The 13,955-nt window shown below is 68.8% G+C and carries 10 protein-coding genes and 1 tRNA gene; 5 read left to right on the forward strand and 6 right to left on the reverse strand.

Going from position 1 to position 13,955, the window contains the following annotated elements:
* Positions 1–86 precede the first annotated feature (86 nt).
* The 4 genes from serS to F6W70_RS12580 all read left to right on the forward strand — a co-directional run bounded on the left by serS (position 87) and on the right by F6W70_RS12580 (position 3,651).
* On the forward strand, positions 87–1,403 hold the full coding sequence (serS, locus tag F6W70_RS12565) for a serine--tRNA ligase (RefSeq protein WP_151486900.1): 1,317 nt from the start codon (positions 87–89) through the stop codon (positions 1,401–1,403).
* A complete protein-coding gene (locus F6W70_RS12570) occupies positions 1,400–2,221 on the forward strand; it encodes an HAD family hydrolase (protein WP_151486901.1) in 822 nt (273 codons plus the stop codon). Before serS ends, F6W70_RS12570 begins: the two co-directional genes overlap by 4 nt.
* Before the next feature lie 42 nt (positions 2,222–2,263).
* A tRNA-Ser gene (locus tag F6W70_RS12575) sits at positions 2,264–2,348 on the forward strand.
* 49 nt (positions 2,349–2,397) lie between these two features.
* Positions 2,398–3,651, forward strand: a complete 1,254-nt coding sequence (locus F6W70_RS12580) for an LCP family protein (protein ID WP_151486902.1) — start codon at positions 2,398–2,400, stop codon at positions 3,649–3,651.
* 112 nt (positions 3,652–3,763) lie between these two features.
* On the opposite strand, the gene F6W70_RS12585 is transcribed toward F6W70_RS12580, so the two are convergent.
* Both F6W70_RS12585 and F6W70_RS12590 read right to left on the reverse strand, forming a co-directional pair.
* A complete protein-coding gene (locus F6W70_RS12585; RefSeq protein ID WP_151486903.1) occupies positions 3,764–4,189 on the reverse strand; it encodes a DUF6196 family protein in 426 nt (141 codons plus the stop codon).
* Positions 4,190–4,230: 41 nt separating this feature from the next.
* On the reverse strand, positions 4,231–4,815 hold the full coding sequence (locus tag F6W70_RS12590) for a TetR/AcrR family transcriptional regulator (RefSeq protein WP_055869795.1): 585 nt from the start codon (positions 4,813–4,815) through the stop codon (positions 4,231–4,233).
* A 93-nt stretch (positions 4,816–4,908) separates the two neighbouring features.
* On the opposite strand from F6W70_RS12590, the gene F6W70_RS12595 reads away from it, so the two are divergent.
* Entirely contained in the window at positions 4,909–7,194 is a 2,286-nt protein-coding gene (locus F6W70_RS12595; RefSeq protein WP_151486904.1) for a glycoside hydrolase family 3 C-terminal domain-containing protein, read from the forward strand.
* A 13-nt stretch (positions 7,195–7,207) separates the two neighbouring features.
* On the opposite strand, the gene F6W70_RS12600 is transcribed toward F6W70_RS12595, so the two are convergent.
* The 4 genes from F6W70_RS12600 to F6W70_RS12615 all read right to left on the reverse strand — a co-directional run bounded on the left by F6W70_RS12600 (position 7,208) and on the right by F6W70_RS12615 (position 13,869).
* Entirely contained in the window at positions 7,208–9,802 is a 2,595-nt protein-coding gene (locus tag F6W70_RS12600) for a family 78 glycoside hydrolase catalytic domain (RefSeq protein WP_151486905.1), read from the reverse strand.
* Between the two features lie 83 nt (positions 9,803–9,885).
* A complete protein-coding gene (locus tag F6W70_RS12605; RefSeq protein WP_151486906.1) occupies positions 9,886–11,499 on the reverse strand; it encodes an MFS transporter in 1,614 nt (537 codons plus the stop codon).
* The gene (locus F6W70_RS12610; RefSeq protein ID WP_151486907.1) at positions 11,496–12,971 is read right to left on the reverse strand and encodes a DUF2252 domain-containing protein; all 1,476 of its coding nucleotides are present in this window, start codon (positions 12,969–12,971) and stop codon (positions 11,496–11,498) included. The genes F6W70_RS12605 and F6W70_RS12610 overlap by 4 nt, the downstream gene beginning before the upstream one ends.
* A 187-nt stretch (positions 12,972–13,158) precedes the next feature.
* Positions 13,159–13,869 carry an ion channel gene (locus F6W70_RS12615; RefSeq protein ID WP_055876881.1) on the reverse strand — a complete coding sequence of 237 codons (711 nt, stop codon included), beginning with the start codon at positions 13,867–13,869 and terminating at the stop codon, positions 13,159–13,161.
* Positions 13,870–13,955: the final 86 nt, after the last annotated feature.

Below are 13,955 nucleotides of genomic sequence, written 5' to 3' on the forward strand. Positions count from 1 at the left end.
GCGGTGCCGACCACTGCAGAGGAAGACGACACCGGCCCGAGAGTGTGACATCCGGCACCTCGGAGCGTTCACCGTAGACTTGGTGGATGATCGACCTCGCACTCCTCCGCGACAATCCGGAGATCGTCCGCCGCTCGCAGGCTGCTCGTGGAAACGACCAGAGCACCGTCGACGTCGCTCTCGAGGCCGACCGATCGCGCAGGGCCGCGCTCTCCGCGTTCGAGGAGCTGCGCGCCGAGCAGAACGCCTTCGGCAAGCTCGTCGCGAAGGCTCCGAAAGACGAGAAGGCTGCGCTGGTCGCGCAGGCGAAAGACCTCGCCGAGCGCGTCAAGCAGGCCCAGCACGCGGCGAACGAGGCCGCCGACGCCGCGGCTGCCGCTCTGGCTCGGATCGAGAACGTGGTGATCGACGGCGTGCCGGCCGGCGGCGAAGCCGATTTCGTCGAACTGCGCCGCGTCGGTGACGTCCCGGCGTTCGACTTCGAGCCGAAGGATCACCTCGAGCTCGGCGAGCTCCTCGGAGCGATCGACATGGAACGCGGTGCCAAGGTCTCCGGCGCGCGCTTCTACTTCCTGCGCGGCATCGGCGCACGTCTCGAGATCGCGCTGATGAACCTCGCGCTCGACAAGGCGCTCCAGAACGGATTCGTGCCCCTGATCACCCCGACGCTCGTGCGCCCGGAGATCATGCAGGGCACCGGCTTCCTCGGCGAGCACGCCGATGAGGTCTACCACCTCGACAAGGACGACGATCTGTACCTGGTCGGCACCAGCGAGGTCGCGCTCGCCGGGTATCACAAGGACGAGATCGTCGACCTGGCAGACGGTGCCCTCCGCTACGCCGGCTGGTCGACCTGCTATCGCCGCGAGGCCGGCTCGCACGGCAAGGACACCCGCGGCATCATCCGGGTGCACCAGTTCAACAAGCTGGAGATGTTCGTCTACACGACTGCGGAGGAGGCCGAAGCCGAGCACCTGCGCCTCGTGGCCCTGCAGGAGGAGATGCTGACCTCGCTCGGTCTCGCCTACCGCGTGATCGATGTGGCAGCGGGAGACCTCGGCTCCAGCGCCGCTCGCAAGTACGACATCGAGGCGTGGGTGCCGACGCAGGGCGCCTTCCGCGAGCTCACCTCGACGTCGAACTGCACGACCTTCCAGGCGCGCCGCCTGGACGTGCGTCATCGCCCTCTCGTCGATGCGGCGGATGGAGCGACGCAGGGAGCAGCGAAGACGCAGCACGTCGCCACGCTGAACGGCACGCTCGCCACGACACGCTGGATCGTCGCCCTGCTCGAGACGCACCAGCAGGCCGATGGATCCGTGCGCGTGCCCGAGGTCCTGCGCCCCTACCTCGGCGGCCTCGACGTGATCCAGCCCCTCGTCGATGGGCGGGCCGCTCGATGACGGGCCCCTGGCTGGTCGGCCTCGACGTCGACGGGACCATCCTGCTGCAGGACGAGACGATGAGCCCCGGTGTTCCGGAAGCGATCGCCCGGCTTCGCGACGGCGGGCACATGGTCACCATCGCGACCGGTCGCAGCTGGATGGCGACCCGACGATACGTCGAGGAACTCGGATTGACCGCGGACTACGTGGTGTGCTCCAACGGCGCGGTGACGATGCGCCGCTCGGGCGACGACTGGGAGCGCTGGAACGTGGAGACGTTCGATCCCACTCCGGTCCTCGGCCTGCTGCGAGAGCGTCTCCCCGAGGCCAGATACATGGTCGAACTCGCCTCCGGGCAGCGGTTGTTCACCGAGCAGCTCGATGACTGGACACTCGACGGCGGGCGCCAGGTCGACTTCGACGAGCTCGGGGAACTCCCCGTCTCGCGCATCGTCGTCGTCTCTCCCGGCCATGACGAAGACGACTTCCACCGCCTGGTGGCGGACGCCGGTCTCAACGAGGTGTCGTACGCGATCGGCTGGACGGCGTGGCTGGACATCGCGCCGCAGGGCGTGGACAAGGGAACCGCTCTGGAGCAGGTGCGCACCGAGCTGGGCCTCGACGAGGGACGCATCCTCGTCGCCGGCGACGGACGCAACGACATCGGGATGTTCGGCTGGGCTCGCTCGCTCGGTGGCCGCGCCGTCGCGATGGGGCAGGCGCCCGACGTGGTGAAGGAAGCCGCCGGCGAGGTCACCGCAGACGTGGCCGACGGCGGCCTGGCGCGAGCGCTCGACACGCTTCCAGCCCCCGCCCAGGTCAGCGCAGGAGAATAGTTCTCGGCTAGACTCACGCCTGGTCGACAGAAGCGTCTGTCGGGAGGGTTGTCCGAGCGGCCGATGGAGCTGGTCTTGAAAACCAGTGGGCAGAGATGTCTCGTGGGTTCGAATCCCACACCCTCCGCATTTGAGCACGGTGCCCCCGCACCGGCGCTTAATCCGAAAGGACCCGAGTGAGCCAGAACACCCGACGCCGTCACACGATCGCGCGCCACGGTCAGCTGGGCACTCCTGGCACCGTCGGCCAGCTCTTGAAGTTCATCGTGATCGGCCTCGCCGTGGTTCTGGTGAGCGGGCTCGGCGTCGGCGCCTACGTCTTCTACGACCTCTCGAGCACCGTCTCGGCGAACGCGGTCGAGATCGAGGGCCAGGACCCGATCCCGCCGGACATCGGCGAGTACGAGGGCGGCTTCAACATGGTGCTCACCGGGGTCGACACCTGTGAAGAGAAGTACAAGGACCTCTTCGGCGAGCGATGCTCCGGAGCGGATGCCGAGGGCTCGCTCAACGACGTGAACCTGCTGGTGCACGTCTCGCAGGAGCCGCGCCGGATCACGGTCGTCAGCTTCCCGCGCGACCTGATGGTCCCGATCCCGGCCTGCACCGACAAGAACGGCAACGCCACTTCCGCGATGAGCAAGCAGCCGCTCAACACCGCGTACACCGACGGCGGCCTGAACTGCGTCGTGAAGACGATCTCCGAACTCACCGACCAGGAGATCCAGTTCGCGGCCGGCGTCACCTTCGGTGGTGTGATCGAGATCACCAACGCGATCGGCGGCGTCGACGTCTGCCTCGCCAACCCGATCAAGGACCGCTACACGGGCCTCGACATGGCCGCAGGAACGCACACGATCGAGGGGCTGCAGGCCCTGCAGTTCCTGCGAACACGTCACGGAGTGGGCGACGGCAGCGACCTCGGCCGCATCGGGAACCAGCAGCAGTACATGTCGAGCCTCGCCCGCAAGATGATCAGCGGCGACGTGCTCGGCAACGTCCCGGTCATGCTGAAGCTCGCGAACACCGCGATCCAGAACCTGGAGCCGAGCGAGTCCCTCACGAACCCGATGACGCTGGTCCAGATCGCTCTCGCGGTCAAGTCGGTCCCGTTCGAGGACATCGTCTTCGTGCAGTACCCGAACGGCACGGACTCGGCCAACCCGAACAAGGTCGTCCCCAACTACACCGCCGCCTCGGCGCTCTGGGAGGCGCTCGCGGCGAACGCGCAGCTGCAGATTACGCACGAGAACAATAAGAACGACGGCGTGGTCGTGCAGGAGCCGACGGCACCCGTCGAGGAGCCGGCGACCGACCCCGCGGCGACTCCGGATCCGGCAGCAACCCCCGACAATGTCGTGGCTCTGCCCGATTCGATCAAGGGCAACTCCGCCGCGCAGCAGACCTGCTCCAACGGCAACGTCCGCTGACCCCCACCGCGTGCACGCGCAAACTGATTGCGTGTTCTTGCGCTGACCCGCGTACCGCGGCGGCTGTGCAGTATTGGCGAACCGGCTCGTGCCGTGCGGGGATTCCGCGTATCTACGGCGTGCGGAGCTCGTCGAGAACCTGACGTGCTTGGGCTCGGAGTGCGATCGGGCATCCCCAGTAGTCGTACACGCCTCCTCGCGAGGAGTTCTGACCGCAGATCACGAATACTCCCGTGCCGAGGCGTTGCTTGAGTTCGCTGGCGAGCCAACCTACGAATCCGCTGTTGTCCTGATGGGGCGGAAAGTGAAACGAGAACAGCGCGAACTGTTCGGTCTCGGTCGTCGACCGCGCCAACCAGGACCAAGTGTCCTCGTCCCTGACGACAGCGAGGAGGTCGGTCGTGAGGGACGGCGGCTGGTCGAGCGGTGATTCCTGGAACGACCATGCACCCTCGAGGGCGACAAGATCGGCTTCGGCTATCACGCTTCGTAGTCGTCGTTTCGTTGCCTCAGCGGTTTCGTGACTGATATCGACCATGGGCCGACTTTACCGATGCGGCCGCGACATGTGGTGACGGTCTAGTCGTCGGTGGGTGGCGCGGGCGGATGGAGTGCGTCGATGAGAGCGCTCATGATGCCGGGCATGTCGACGCTCGGGTCGATCATCCACTGCAGCTGAAGACCGTCGGATGCTGCCTGGATCACGCGAGCGAGTGTGTCGGGATCGAGGGCGGAGCGCCGCTCTTCGGCGCCGAAGCTGTCGGCGATCGACTCGCGCAGGCGGGCGCTGCGGTCGAGGAAGTACTCGTGGGCCGGATGCTCGGGGTCGGCGGCGTCGACCGAGAGGCGTGAGAACAGGGCGACCAGCCCCGGGACCTCGGTGTTGTGGCGGATCACCTCGATGAACCCGGTCCGAGCCTCGGCGTCACTGAGGCCTGAGGGATCGAGGCCGTCGTGCTCATCGCGCTTTCGAAGGACTTCGGTGAAGAGCTCTTCCTTCGAACCGAAGTAGTGCAGCAGTGCGGCGGGGGTGACTCCGACGACCTCGGCGATCTCCTTGAGCGAGGCGTTCTGATACCCCTTGCGCCCGATCACGTCGAGGGCGCTCTCGAGGATCTCCTCGCGTCGCGCCACGCCCTTCGCGTACGAACCTCGTCGTGCCATGCCTCGACCCTAATCCTGAATGTCGTTTGATATCTAATACTGAAGGGCATATGGTTTTCGCAGGACATCGACGTCGTGCGCGAAAGGGACACAATGACCGAGAACTCGGCTTCCGACCTCACCCTCGAGGAGAAGGCTTCGCTCACCAGCGGTGCGGACTTCTGGACCACGAAGGCCATCGACCGCCTGCGCATCCCGTCGGTGATGATGACCGACGGTCCGCACGGCCTGCGCAAGCAGTCCGGCAGCACCGATCACCTCGGTCTCGCCAGCAGCGTCCCCGCCACCTGTTTCCCGCCCGCCGTCGGCATCGGCTCGTCCTTCGATCCGGAGATCATCGAACGGGTGGGTGCCGCGATCGGGGTGGAGGCCGCGATCGAGAACGTGGCTGTCGTGCTCGGCCCCGGCATCAACATCAAGCGCTCACCGCTGTGCGGACGCAACTTCGAGTACTTCTCGGAGGACCCGATCGTGTCCGGCATCCTCGGCGCCGCATCGGTCCGTGGCATCCAGTCGAAGGGCGTCGGCACCTCGCTCAAGCACTTCGCGGCCAACAACCAGGAGTTCGACCGCATGCGCGCGAGCTCGGATGTGGACCCGCGCCCGCTGCGCGAGATCTACCTGCGCGGATTCGAGCGGGTCGTGAAGGACGCGGCACCCTGGACCGTCATGTGCTCGTACAACAAGCTCAACGGGGTCTGGACCTCGGAGGACCCGTGGCTGCTCACCAGCGTGCTGCGCGACGACTGGGGCTTCGACGGCCTAGTGGTCTCGGACTGGGGAGCCGTGAACGATCGCGTCGTCGGCGTCGCGGCAGGGCTCGACCTGGAGATGCCGGCCTCGGGTGGACGGACCGACGCGCAGCTCGTCGCGGCCGTTCGTGCGGGCACCCTCCCCGAAAGCGTGCTCGACACCGCTGCCGCCCGTGCCATCGACCTCGTGCGCAAAGCGGGGGAGCGTCCGGCCGTCGCAGGTCCGCTCGACGTCGACGCGCACCACGCGCTCGCGCGGGAAGCCGCCGGTCGCTCGATCGTGCTGCTGAAGAACGACGGCGCGCTGCTGCCGCTCGCCGCAGACCAGAAGGTCGCCGTGATCGGTGCCTTCGCGACCGAGCCGCGTTTCCAGGGCGCCGGCTCGTCGCTGATCAACCCCACCCGCGTGGACAAGGCGCTCGACGAGCTGCGTGTCGTGGGCGGCGAGAACGTCAGCTATGCCGCGGGCTTCGCGGTCGAAGGCGGAGCCGTCGAGGCATCCGGTCGCACCGCGGAGGAGCTGCGGGCCGAGGCCGTCGGCGTCGCCCGGACGGCGGACGTGGCGGTGCTGTTCCTCGGTCTGCCGGCTGCGGAGGAGTCGGAGGGCTTCGACCGCGACCATATCGACCTGCCTGCCGAGCAGCTGGCCGTGCTCGATGCCGTGCTCGAGGTCAACCCGCGCGTCGTGGTCGTCCTGTCCAATGGCGGGGTCGTGGCACTGCCCTTCGCCGACCGCGTGCCCGCGATCATCGAGAGCTGGCTGCTGGGCCAGGCCGGTGGCGGCGCCGTAGCCGATGTGCTCTACGGTGCGGTGAACCCCTCGGGCAAGCTCACCGAGACGGTGCCCGTGCGGCTCGAGGACAACCCGTCCTTCGGCAACTTCCCCGGCGAGTTCGGACACGTGCGCTATGGCGAGGGCCTGCTGGTCGGCTACCGCTGGTACGACGCGAAGGGTCTCGACGTGACCTTCCCGTTCGGCCATGGACTCTCGTACACGACGTTCGAGTACACCGGTGCGACGGCCGAGGTCGGAGTGGACGGCGGTATCGTCGTGCGCCTCGACGTCACCAATTCCGGCGACCGCGATGGCCGCGAAGTCGTGCAGGTCTACGTCGCACCGACGACCTCGATCGTGCAGCGCGCGCCCCGCGAGCTCAAGGCATTCTCCTCGGTCGCCCTGGCCGCGGGTGAGACCCGCTCCGTCGAGCTCGTCGTGCGGCGTGAGGACCTCGCCTACTGGGACATCCGCGTCGACCGCTGGGTCGTCGAGGGCGGCGAGTACACCGTCGAGGTCGCCGCCTCCAGCCGCGACATCCGCTCCCGTGTCTCGGTCGAGATCTCGGGTGACGCGGTGCACCAGGAGCTGACCATGAACTCCTCCGTCGGGGATCTGATGACACACCCGATCGCCGGACCCATCGTGCAGCAGGCGCTCGGCGGCCTGATGGGCGGGCTCGGCGGAGACGCGGCCGCGGCATCGATGATGCCGAACGACGAGGCGATGCAGAAGATGATGGCGTCCTTCCCGATCGGACGCCTCGCCGGATTCCCCGGGCTTCCCGTCGACTTCGCGCAGATCGAGCAGCTGATCGCGGCGGCGAACGCGGGTGGTTCCACGGCCGGTTGAGCCGCGACCACCGTCACGGACTCAGGGGCACGGCGCGCGTGTGCGCGCCGTGCCCGAGCTCCTCACGGGCCGCGCCGGGCAGATCGAGTTCGGCGATGGCACCGACCGGCACCACGACCTCGACCCGCAGCTCATCCTGCTCGACATGCCAGGAGATCGAGGTCTCTCCGTAGGGTGTGCGCTGCGTCGCCGACGCGTGCGTCAGACCACCGCCCGGCCGCGGGGCGAAGCGGATGCGACGATAGCCGGGCTCCGCCGGGGCGAGTCCGGCCACGCTGCGGTGCAGCCAGTCGGCGACCGCTCCCAGCGCGTAGTGGTTGAACGACGTCATGGTTCCAGGGTTCACGGTGCCATCCGGCAGCATCGCGTCCCATCGCTCCCAGACCGTGGTCGCGCCCTGCACGACCTGATAGAGCCACGACGGGCACTCCTGCTCGAGAAGCAGATCGTAGGCGGCATCGGTGTGCCCGGTCATGGTGAGCGCGTCGCAGACGAGCGGCGTGCCCACGAATCCGGTCGCGATGCGATTGCCGGCGGCGCGCACGAGATCGGCGAGGCGGGCGCCTGCCACAGCACGCCGCCTGTCGTCGGCGAGCAGGTCGAACACGATCGCCAGGGCGTAAGCGGTCTGTGCGTCGGAGGTCATCGTGCCGTCGGCGCGCACATACGCATCCCGGAACGCGGCGGCGACGTCGGCGGCGAGGCTTTCGTAGTGCGCGACGTCGGCCGTGCGCCCGAGCACGCGAGCCATATCCGCGACGGCTCGCGCCGACCGCGCGAAGTAGGCCGTCGCCACGAGATATCGATCGGTGCGCGCATCGGCGGGATCCTGTGGGGGAGCGGCGGGGTCGAGCCAGTCGCCGAGCTGGAAGCCCTCGTTCCACAGGCGGTCGGGCCCGGCCAGGGAGTCGACCTTGTCGACCCAGCGGCGTGCGCTCTCGAACTGCGTCGCCAGTACGCCGTCATCACCGAAGCGCTGGTAGAGGGTCCAGGGCAGCAGCGTGGCGACATCACCCCAGGCGGCTCCCGCCCTGATCGGGGACCACACCTTGTGCGAAGGGATCACCGGCACGAACCAGGGCACCGTGCCGTCGGGCAGCTGGTCGGCCTCGACGTCGCGGAGCCACCCCGACAGCATCCCGGAGACGTCGTACAGCGTCGAGGCGGTGGGCCCGAACACCTGCACGTCGCCGGTCCAGCCCACGCGCTCATCGCGCTGCGGACAGTCGGTGGGGATGTCGACGAAGTTCCCGCGCATGCCCCAGACGACGTTGCGGTGCAGCTGCTCGACCAGAGGGTCGGAGCACGAGAACCATCCGGTGCGCTCCAGGTCGGTGTGCAGCACGCGCGCGATGAGGGCGCCGGCCGCGGCATCCGCATCGAGGTCTCCCGGCCACCCCGAGACCTCGACGTACCGGAAGCCGTGGAACGTGAAGCGCGGTTCCCACTCCTCGCCCGCGGGACGTCCGTCGAGTGTGTAGGAGTCGCTCGAGCGCGCGCTGCGCAGAGGGCGCGTGTAGATCTCGCCCTCCTGCAGCACCTCCGCGGTGCGCAGTGTGACGGTCGCGCCACGGGGCCCGGCGACGCGGATGCGCACCCGTCCGACGAGGTTCTGCCCGAAGTCGAGGATGCGCGCACCACCGGGCGAGGTGAGCACGGCGATCGGTGCGACCTCCTGCGTCACCCGGACGGGCGGGGCGGTCGGGGCGACGAGGGTGCGCGGGTCGCGCGTGCGCACGGCGACCGGCAGCCACCCGCCGTCGTCGAACGACGCCGTCGTCCACCCGGGGATCTCCTGGCGCGCGTCGTAGTCCTCACCGTCGTAGATCCCGGACCGCAGGATGGGGGAGAGCGCCGCCTTCCACGAACCGTCGGTCGCGACCGTCTCGCGCCGCCCGTCGGCGTAGACGATCTCCAACTGCCCGAGGAAGGAGAGGTCGCCGCCGAACACGTTGCGGTGGCCGCCGCGCCAGCCGAGACGTCCGCGATACCAGCCGTCTCCGAGCCAGGCGCCGAGCGCGTTCTCGCCGTCGACGAGCAGGTCGGTCACGTCGTAGGTGTAGTACCGCAGACGCTCGCGGTAGACCGTCCAGCCCGGTGAGAGCGTGTCGGAGCCGACGCGGATGCCGTTGATCTCGGCTTCGTACAGGCCGTGCGCGGTGGCGTAGAGCCGGGCGCGGGCGATCGTGCCGTCGATGCGGAAGCTCCGCCGGACCAGGGTGGCGCGGCGGGCGTCGCTCTCCGGATCCTCGTCGAGATCGAGCCCGACCGGCTGCGCCGACCAGTCTTCGGCATGCAGCAGCCCCGTCTCCAGCCAGGTCTCGGGGCTCCGGTCCGACCAGCTGCCGTCGACGCCCTGCACCGCGACGTGCACACGGACGCGCTCTCGCGAACCGAGCGCCCGGCCCGGCCAGGGGACCAGGACCTGGGCGGCGGACTTCACCTCGACGCGCTCCTCGCCGTCCTCGCGCACCACGGTGACCGCATACCGCTCCTGGCGCCAACCGTCGGGTGCGCCGGAGAGCCTCCAGCTCAGACGGGGGCGGCTCTCGCCGATGCCGAGCGGATCCCGGTGGTGCTCGATGCGCGGCGCGGAGACGATCGTCATGCTCCTCATCCTCGCCGATCCCGAGGACAACGGCGATGGAGTCGGACGATCTCGTGCCCCACGACTCCCGCGCCGCCCCGGGGTCACCCGGTCGTCGGGGTGCGTCGCAGGTGGGCGTCGTTCGTGCGGGGTATCCCCTTCGAGAAGAACAGCGACAGGAGGCTGATGAGGATCAGCGCGAAGAACGCGATGCGCAGTGAAGACAGCTGCGAGTCGCGGTAGATCGTGGCGAGGGAGTCGGCGTCCGCGTCGCTCAGACCGGCCTTCTCCGCGATGGCGGCCACGTCCGCTGCCGGCACGATCGCGACGCCCTGCTGCGTGGCGCTCGCCACCGTCGTCTTCGTGGCGTCGGGGAGAGCGCTCGACGCGACTCCCGATGCGAACGAGGTCGACAGGGCGCCGATGAGGATCGAGCCGATCAGCGCCGTTCCCAGCGACGAGCCGAGGTTCTGGAACACGCCCTGGAGCCCGCCCACCTCGCTCGTCTCCTTCTCCGTCACGCTCGACATGTTGACATTCCCCAGCTGCGAGGCGAGCAGTCCGAGGGCTGCTCCGGCGAGGAACATCCCGGTCGCGAAGAACACGCTGCGCAGGTCGCTCGTCGCGGAGCCGAGCAGGATGACGGCGCTCACGACGAGGGACACCTGCCCGATGCGCACGATCATGCGTGGCGAGAGCACGCGCGAGAGCCGGGTGCCGACGATGGAGAACAGCACGAGGGCGATCGAGAGCGGGAAGATCCGGACGCCGGTCTCCAGCGCATCGAGGCCGAGGGTCATCTGCAGATAGACCGGCACCATGAAGAACAGCCCCGCCGTCACCGTGTACTGCGCTCCGAGCACGAAGAGCCCGCTGCGCAGCGACGTGATCGAGAACATGCCCACGTGGATGAGCGGAGAGCGCCCCAGGTTCTCGAGAAGACGCTGGCGGGAGAAGAAGAGTGCGAGGAGCACGATGCCGAGCACGATGAACCAGGCGGCGGGGGAGATGCCGAGCGGTGCGATGGCGACGTCGCCGATGGTGGGCGGATTCAGCGGAAGCACCCATCCCCAGGTCTTGCTCTGCAGCATCCCGAACACCACCGCGACCAGTCCGATCGAGGACAGGGCGACGCTGAGGAGATCGATGCGCACGCTCTGCCGTGGCGTCGGATCCGTGACGATGCGGGCGCACAGCACCACACCGATCATGATGAGCACCTCGGCGGCGAACACGTAGCGCCAGTCGAAGTACGTCGTGACGAATCCTCCGATCAGGGGTCCCGCTGCGACGGCCGCTCCGGACACGGCGCCGATGATCGCGAAGGCCGTGATGCGCTCGCTTCCCCGGTAGTTGTCGGCGACGAGCGCCGCGATGGCCGGGATGACGAGCACAGCACCCAGCCCCTCGACGATCGACCAGCCGAGGAAGAGGAACTGCACGTTCGGGCTCAACGCAGTGATCAGCGAGCCCGCCGCGTACACGCACGACCCGATCACGAACGCCCTGCGACGACCCCACACGTCGCCCAGCCTCGCGCCCAACAGCATGAACGCGGCCATCGTGAGGGTGTAGAAGGTGATGGCGCCCTGCATCGCGGTGACGGTGGTGTCGAGGTCGGACACCACCGTCGAGATCGACACGTTCATCACGGTGCCGTCGAGCACCATCACGAACTGCGCGGATCCGAGGACGGCGATGACCCCCCAGCGCTTCATGGCGACTCCTTCGAGGGAGCGGCTCCCCTCGTGGGGAGCCTCCCCGCCGTGAGCGCGTCGCGGAAGCTCGTGAAGTCGCGCTCGTTCTGATCGGCGTAGGTGTCGGCGAAGACGCAGACGGCCTCCTCGAATGCCCGCCCGCGACCGAGATACCCGGCGACCTCGACGCGGTCCCCGCTCCTGGCGTGCCCTCGGGCGAGGGTCTCGCCGCAGATGCGCGCATACAGCGCCGCCCCGCGCGGAGTCATCGTCTCCGGATCGATCCCGCCTTTCCAGTCGTGCAGCTGGCGCACGTAGAAGTCGCGGGTCGTGCCGTCGGCGCCGGCCACCCGCTGCCATCCGAGGAAGATGTCGCTGGCCGCCTGCATGAGTCGCTGTCCGCGCACCACCCGTTCTCCTTCGTTGTCGTGCGTTCCCGGACCGAGGTAGCGCTCGAGGACGGAAGGCTGCGCGGTCTTCGCCTGCAGAAGCAGAGGATCGTGGTCGTCTCGCCCGCTGAGGAGCACGACCCAGGCCCTCGTGCCGACGCTGCCGATCCCTCCCACCGTCCGGGCCATGTGGCGGTAGCGGTACTCGGAGATCGGGTGGTGCTCGCCCGGCAATGTGTGCTGGTACTCGGAGAGGAGATTCCGCATCAGGGCGGCCTCGTCGAAGTCGGCGCCGGCCCCCGGCAGGAAGTCCTCGACGGGCGTCACCAGCGGCGGGTTCGGGATGATCCGGAGCTGTCCGTCGACGACGTGCACGAGCTTCGCGAACGATCGCATCCGGTCCCGCTTGCGCGCCTTCTTCACCACCGCATCCAATCGAGCGACCGTCACGTCGTCCGCACGTCGCCGATCTCGTTCCGCGCGGATCCGTCGGCGCGCGCTCTCGGCGTCGAAACGGTCGTACCAGGCGTCCAGGACAGGGGAGTCGGCCGCGCGCCGCATCGCCTTCCGGTAGCCCACGACCGACGCGCGGACGCACGCACGCACCTCGTCCGCGGAGAAGCCACGATGGCGGCCGGCCACGGCGAAGCTCGTCGCCAGGCGCTTCACGTCCCATTCGAACGGGCCGGGGAATGTCTCGTCGAAGTCGTTCATGTCGAAGATGAGCCGGCGCTCCGGAGTGCCGAACAGGCCGAAGTTCGACAGGTGCGCGTCACCGCACAGCTGCACGGTGATGCCGGTGTGCGGCGCGGTGGCGAGGTCGGCGGCCATCAGCAGAGCCGCCCCCCGGTAGAACGCGAACGGCGAGGCCGACATCCGCTCGTACCGCAACGGCACGATGTCGAGATCCCGCGTGGTGGCCTGCCCCTCGAGCAGCGCGACCGGGTCGGGGCGGTCCGCTCCCGGACGCCACGGGCCCTGGTGTGAGCGAGGGGCACGAGCACGGGCGTCGCGACCGCGGCTCCACCTGGCGACGAACTCCGGCGCGACCGCATCCGGTGGCGCGAACTCGTCGCGCTCCTCGGCGCTTCCGATGTCCCCCATGCCGTACCTCCCACCCGTCTGTCGACGGCGCGGGAGCCGGAGGGCCGGAGGAGGATCCCGGGCCGGATGCGGGCGGCGTCGCACTGCTCATCGTCGCAGTCCGCGGGGGGGATCACGGGGAGGGCATCACCCCTTTCGGGCGAGGCCGGGGAGATGTCGGCGACGCTCCTCGACTGCGGCCGCAGGGTCAGGCGTCGGATGACGCGGCGCGCTTCGCGCTGGCACCCCGCATGATCCGCGCGACCGCGGTGATCAGGAACAGCTGCCCGGTGATGGCCTCGGCGATGGCGATCCCCTGTCCGGTGGCGCCGACCGGCACCAGGTTGCCGTATCCGGTCGTGGTCAGCGTCGTGAAGGAGAAGAACAGCTGGTTGCCGAGCGAGTCGAGATTCTCGTCGCCGAACATGGGGGTGGGTGAGAACTGAGAGATCAGGTTGTAGACGAAGGCGAAGAACATCCCGACCAGGATGTACGCGGTGATCGCCGCCAGAAGGGCCTCCAGGTCGAGGCCGCGTCGGTTGACCTGGTGCGCGATGATCGCCCAGGGAGCGACCAGCAGGGCGATCATCGACGCCGTCGACAGCGGGATCGCGAGCAGAGGACCCTCGACACCGAAGAGGACGGCGGCGACGGCGGAGGCCCCGGCCACCGAGAGCACCACCCACGACACGCGTTGGACGAGGTTTCGGGCCCTGGTCACGTAGAACACCATCGCGATCGTCGCCAGCATCGCGAGGAAGGCCCAGGGGCTCGGATCCGTGCTCGGCTGCGCGGCGCACAGGCCGTAGGAGACGACGAGCAGGACGAGGATGATGGCGTATCCGCGGGCCTGGCCGTCTCGCCGGCGACGCGGGGGCGTGTCGGAGTGCTCCGGCTTCACGGTGTCTGTCCGGGGCATGATCGGTCCTCTTCCGCGCGGTGGACGCGGGGCGCCCACGATGTGCGGCCAGTATCCCAGCGCGAGTGCGCCTCCCCGCTCAGGCC

It is taken from the genome of Microbacterium maritypicum (assembly GCF_008868125.1).
Taxonomy (GTDB): Bacteria; Actinomycetota; Actinomycetes; order Actinomycetales; family Microbacteriaceae; genus Microbacterium; species Microbacterium maritypicum.

Coding starts and splice junctions, on each gene's coding strand:
- serS (WP_151486900.1), top strand. CDS start 87: ATGATCGACCTCGCACTCCTCCGCGACAATCCGGAGATCGTCCGCCGC.
- F6W70_RS12570 (WP_151486901.1), top strand. CDS start 1,400: ATGACGGGCCCCTGGCTGGTCGGCCTCGACGTCGACGGGACCATCCTG.
- F6W70_RS12585 (WP_151486903.1), bottom strand. CDS start 4,189: ATGGTCGATATCAGTCACGAAACCGCTGAGGCAACGAAACGACGACTA.
- F6W70_RS12590 (WP_055869795.1), bottom strand. CDS start 4,815: ATGGCACGACGAGGTTCGTACGCGAAGGGCGTGGCGCGACGCGAGGAG.
- F6W70_RS12595 (WP_151486904.1), top strand. CDS start 4,909: ATGACCGAGAACTCGGCTTCCGACCTCACCCTCGAGGAGAAGGCTTCG.
- F6W70_RS12600 (WP_151486905.1), bottom strand. CDS start 9,802: ATGACGATCGTCTCCGCGCCGCGCATCGAGCACCACCGGGATCCGCTC.
- F6W70_RS12605 (WP_151486906.1), bottom strand. CDS start 11,499: ATGAAGCGCTGGGGGGTCATCGCCGTCCTCGGATCCGCGCAGTTCGTG.
- F6W70_RS12610 (WP_151486907.1), bottom strand. CDS start 12,971: ATGGGGGACATCGGAAGCGCCGAGGAGCGCGACGAGTTCGCGCCACCG.
- F6W70_RS12615 (WP_055876881.1), bottom strand. CDS start 13,869: ATGCCCCGGACAGACACCGTGAAGCCGGAGCACTCCGACACGCCCCCG.